Origin of the sequence: Aeromicrobium sp., from assembly GCF_049587115.1 — a bacterium.
GTDB lineage: Bacteria > Actinomycetota > Actinomycetes > Propionibacteriales > Nocardioidaceae > Aeromicrobium.
Map to the genome: position 1 here is coordinate 1 of NZ_JBAVDI010000040.1, position 4,465 is coordinate 4,465.

General features: G+C 68.3%; 5 protein-coding genes. 1 reads left to right on the forward strand and 4 read right to left on the reverse strand.

All coding sequences use genetic code 11. The features are described from left to right. The 3 genes from WB461_RS04345 to WB461_RS04355 all read right to left on the reverse strand — a co-directional run. A partial coding sequence (locus WB461_RS04345) for a lyase family protein (protein ID WP_423851491.1) occupies positions 1-616 on the reverse strand: 616 nt, incomplete at its 3' end. Then, positions 613-1,869: a phosphoribosylamine--glycine ligase gene (purD, locus tag WB461_RS04350; RefSeq protein ID WP_423851492.1), complete on the reverse strand. Its 1,257-nt coding sequence runs from the start codon at positions 1,867-1,869 to the stop codon at positions 613-615. The genes purD and WB461_RS04345, both read right to left, overlap by 4 nt. A 66-nt stretch (positions 1,870-1,935) precedes the next feature. After that, positions 1,936-3,225, reverse strand: a complete 1,290-nt coding sequence (locus WB461_RS04355; protein ID WP_423851493.1) for an adenylosuccinate synthase — start codon at positions 3,223-3,225, stop codon at positions 1,936-1,938. A 167-nt stretch (positions 3,226-3,392) separates the two neighbouring features. Here WB461_RS04355 and WB461_RS04360 point away from each other — a divergent pair, with 167 nt between their 5' ends. After that, a complete protein-coding gene (locus tag WB461_RS04360; RefSeq protein WP_423851494.1) occupies positions 3,393-4,283 on the forward strand; it encodes a diacylglycerol/lipid kinase family protein in 891 nt (296 codons plus the stop codon). On the opposite strand, the gene WB461_RS04365 is transcribed toward WB461_RS04360, so the two are convergent. Further along, positions 4,280-4,465: DUF3151 family protein (locus WB461_RS04365; protein ID WP_423851495.1), on the reverse strand; the 186-nt coding region annotated here is incomplete at its 5' end. The genes WB461_RS04360 and WB461_RS04365 overlap by 4 nt on opposite strands.

A 4,465-nucleotide genomic window follows, 5' to 3' on the forward strand; every position in this document is an offset into this window, starting at 1 on the left:
TGGCCTCGTCACCGCCGAGGAGATCGAGCTGGTCCTGTCCAGTTCCGACCGGCCCCTTGATGCCACGGAGCGGATAGCGAGCGATCAGGTCGTCGAGCCGATCCACCGCGACCATGAGCTCGTCGGCGACGGTGGCGAAGCGCTTGCCTAGGGTCGTCGCCTGCGCAGCGACGTTGTGGCTGCGTCCGGCCATCACCAGCGCCGAGTGCTCACTGGCGAGACGGGCGAGCCGGGCGAGGGTCGCGATGGCGCGATCGCGGATGACCTCCAGCGACGCCCGGATCTGCAGCTGCTCGACGTTCTCGGTCAGGTCACGCGATGTCATGCCCTTGTGGATGTGCTCGGTGCCCGCCAACGCGGCAAACTCCTCGATGCGCGCCTTCACGTCGTGGCGCGTGACCTTCTCTCGCTCGGCGATCGAGCCGAGGTCGACCCGGTCGATCACCGACTCGTACGCCTCGATGACACCGTCGGGGGTCTCGACGCCGAGATCCTTCTGCGCCGTGAGGACAGCGATCCAGAGGCGCCGCTCCAGCACGATCTTGTGCTCGGGCGACCAGATGCGCGCGATCTCCGGGGAGGCGTAGCGGCTGGCCAGGATGTTGGGTGTGGTCACGCGTCCATTGTCCCCTGCTCGGCCGCCTGGGCGATGTCGGTCCGGTGGTGCGAGCCACGAATACCGATCAGGTCGACTCCCGCATAGGCCCGGCGACGTGCCTCCGCGAGGTCATCGCCCACCGCTGTCACCGACAGGATTCGGCCTCCGGCTGTCACCAGCTGGCCGTCCTCCACCGCCGTGCCGGCGTGGATGACGTCGACGCCGTCGAGCTCGGCGACCAGGTCGAGACCCTCGATCGGGTCTCCCTTGCGCGGCGCCTCCGGGTAGCCCTCGGCCGCTACGACGACCGTGACGGAAGACGACTTCGACCAGTGCGGCAGGCCGACCTCGGCAAGCTCACCCGTGGCAGCCCCGTGCAACAAGGCCGACAGGGGTGTGCGAAGCAGGGCAAGGATCGACTGGGTCTCAGGATCGCCGAAGCGGGCGTTGAACTCGATGACGCGAAGGCCCCGGCTGGTGAGCGCCAATCCCGCGTAGAGCAGTCCCTGGAAAGGGGTGCCACGGCGGGCCATCTCCTGGACGGTCGGCACGAGCACCCGACGAGTGACGTCGGCGACCAGATCGTTCGGAGCCCAGGCGAGTGGGGTGTAGGCGCCCATCCCGCCGGTGTTGGGCCCCTCGTCGCCGTCATAGGCACGCTTGAAGTCTTGCGCCGGCTGCAGTGGCAGCACCGTGTCGCCATCGGTGATCGCGAACAACGAGACCTCGGGGCCGTCGAGGAACTCCTCGATCACGACGGTGCCACACTGCGCGGCGTGATCGATCGCGGTCTGGCGGTCGTCGGTGACGACGACCCCCTTGCCTGCGGCCAGCGCGTCATCCTTGACGACGTACGGCGGACCGAATGCGTCGAGTGCGTCGACAACCTGCTCGTCGGTCTCGCACACGTGGGCGAGCGCGGTGGGGACCTCTGCGGCAGCCATGATCTGCTTGGCAAAGGCCTTGGACCCCTCGAGCTGCGCCGCCTCCCGCGACGGCCCGAAGCACGCGATGCCCGCTGCGCGGACGTCGTCAGCGACTCCTGCGACGAGGGGCGCCTCGGGACCGATCACCACGAGGTCAACGCCGATGCGAGTGGCCAGCTCCGCCACGGCAGCGCCGTCCATCGGGTCGACCTCGTGGAGCGTCGCGACGCTCCCGATACCCGGATTGCCCGGAGCCGCGTGGACCTCGGTGACGTGCGGATCTCGGGAGAGCGCAAGTGCCAAGGCGTGCTCGCGGCCTCCGGTGCCGATGACGAGAGTCTTCACAGAGGTCGAGCCTATCGGCACGCGATACGGGCCCCACCTCCCGCGGGGCCGCGATTCCGATCCCGGTCAGAGCAGGGCGTGGCGTTCGATCGACTGCTCGCGGTCCGGACCGACGCCGATCGTCGAGATACGCGCACCCGAGATCTTCTCCAGCGCCAGCACGTACTCCTGAGCAGTCTTGGGCAGGTCCTCGAACGACCGGGCGCCGGAGATGTCCTCGCTCCAGCCCGGGAAGTACTCGTAGATCGGCTTGGCGTGATGGAAGCCGGTCTGCGTCATCGGCATCTCGTCGACCCGCTCGCCGTCGACGTCGTACGCAACGCACACCGGAATCTGGTCCCAGCCCGTCAGCACGTCGAGCTTGGTGAGGACGAAGTCGGTTACGCCGTTGATGCGCGCGGCATACCGCGCGATGGGCGCGTCGTACCAGCCGCAGCGGCGGGGGCGACCCGTCGTGGTGCCGAACTCAGCCCCGTTCTTGCGCAGCCGCGCACCGTCCCCGTCCTCATCGAACAGTTCGGTCGGGAAGGGCCCCTCGCCGACACGGGTCGCGTACGCCTTGACGATGCCGATGACGCGGGTGATCTCCGTCGGCGCGATGCCCGAGCCGGTGCACGCGCCACCCGTTGTTGCCGACGAGGAGGTCACGAACGGGTAGGTGCCGTGGTCGACGTCGAGCAGGGTGGCCTGGCCGGCCTCCAGCAGCACCGTCTTGCCCTCGGTCAGCGCTTCGTGCAGCAGAAGTGGGGTGTCGGCGACCATCGGAGCGAGCCGATCGACGTACGACAACAGCTCCTCGACGATCTCGTCGACCTCGACTGCGCGGCGATTGTAGATCTTGGTCAAGACCTGGTTCTTGAGCTCGAGTGCACCCTCGACCTTCTGGCGCAGGATCTTCTCGTCGAACAGGTCCTGGACACGGATGCCGAGGCGATTCATCTTGTCGGCGTACGTCGGGCCGATGCCGCGGCCGGTCGTACCGATCTTGCGGCTGCCGAGGAAGCGTTCGGCGACCTTGTCCATCGTGCGGTTGTAGTCGGCGATGACGTGCGCATTGGCGCTGATCACCAGGCGGGACGTGTCGATGCCGCGCTCCTCGAGCCCGTCAATCTCCTCGAACAGCACCTTGAGGTCCACCACGACGCCGTTGCCGATCACCGGGACGCAGCCGGGGCTCAGGATGCCGCTGGGCAGCAGGTGCAGCGCATACTTCTGGTCACCGATCACCACGGTGTGTCCGGCGTTGTTGCCGCCGTTGAACTTGACCACGTAGTCGACCCGGCTGCCCAGGATGTCGGTGGCCTTGCCTTTGCCTTCGTCGCCCCACTGGGCTCCGACGATGACGACTGCAGGCATGAATGGCACCCCTTACACATGCGACAAGCCCCGTGCACGCGGGGCTCTTACCACGGCAGTCTAGTGCATTCGGTCCGGAATGGGGGGCCTCGCGTCCCACCGGAGCGCAGATCGAAGGGTGAGCCCGGCGTCGCGGTCACCCCCGGTTCGGCCTAGGCTCACCAGCCATGACGTCATTCCTCGCGATCGCCAACGCCGATGCCGGATCAGCCGACGAAGACACGATCGAGCAGGTCGTCGAATTGTTGGGTCGGGGGGCGGACGTCGAGCTCGTCGAGACATCCTCGCCCGAGGATCTCGCCGCGGCCCTGGACGTACGTCCGGGAATCGATGGCGTCGTGGTGCTGGGTGGCGACGGCAGCCTGCACGCCGTGGTCGAGGCGTTGCGCTCCGGTGACCGGTTGGGCGACGTCGCGATCGGTCTGGTGCCGCTCGGCACCGGCAACGACTTCGCCGCAACCCTCGCGCTGCCCGAAGATGGGCTCGAAGCAGCCGGCGTCATCGCGGCAGGTCGCACCCGCCAGATCGACCTGATCATCGACGCGCAGGACCACGTCGTGGTCAACGCTGCCCACATCGGCATCGGTGCCGAGGCCGCCCGAATTGCCGGTCCGTGGAAGAAGGCACTGGGCCCCGTCGGCTACGTCATCGGCGCAGCGATCTCCGGGGCTCGTGGCCTGACCCAGACGGGCGCCCGGCTCGAGATCACGGTCGACGGCACAACCCTGGACCGCAAGGAGCCCGTCATTCAGCTGGCAGTTGGCAACGGCAGGTTCGTCGGCGGCGGCGCTCCCCTGCTCCCCCAGGCCGACCCATCCGATGGCGAGCTGGACATCGCGGTGGCGTACACCGAGTCGCCGCGCCGCCGTATCGCGTACGCGCGGAGCATCCGGCGAGGCGATCATCACCGCCGGGACGACGTCGTCTACGTCCGCGGCACCCGCGTGAGCGTGCGGGGCGACGAGCTTGCGTGCACCAGTGACGGCGAGCTCAGTCCACCGGCAGCCGAGTACGCCTGGCGGATCGAGCCGGGCGTCCTGACGATGTACGTCCCTTAGCTCTTGGGGGCGACGAGCTCCTCATACGCCTCGGGGCTCGACTCGTGCAGGAACTCGCGGCAGCGATGCGCCTCACCTGCGTCACCGAACCGCTCGGAGGCATCGGCCAGGGCGACCAGGGCGCGCAGGAAGGCGCGGTTGGGCTCGTGGTTCCACGGCAGCGGGCCGTGTCCCTTCCACCC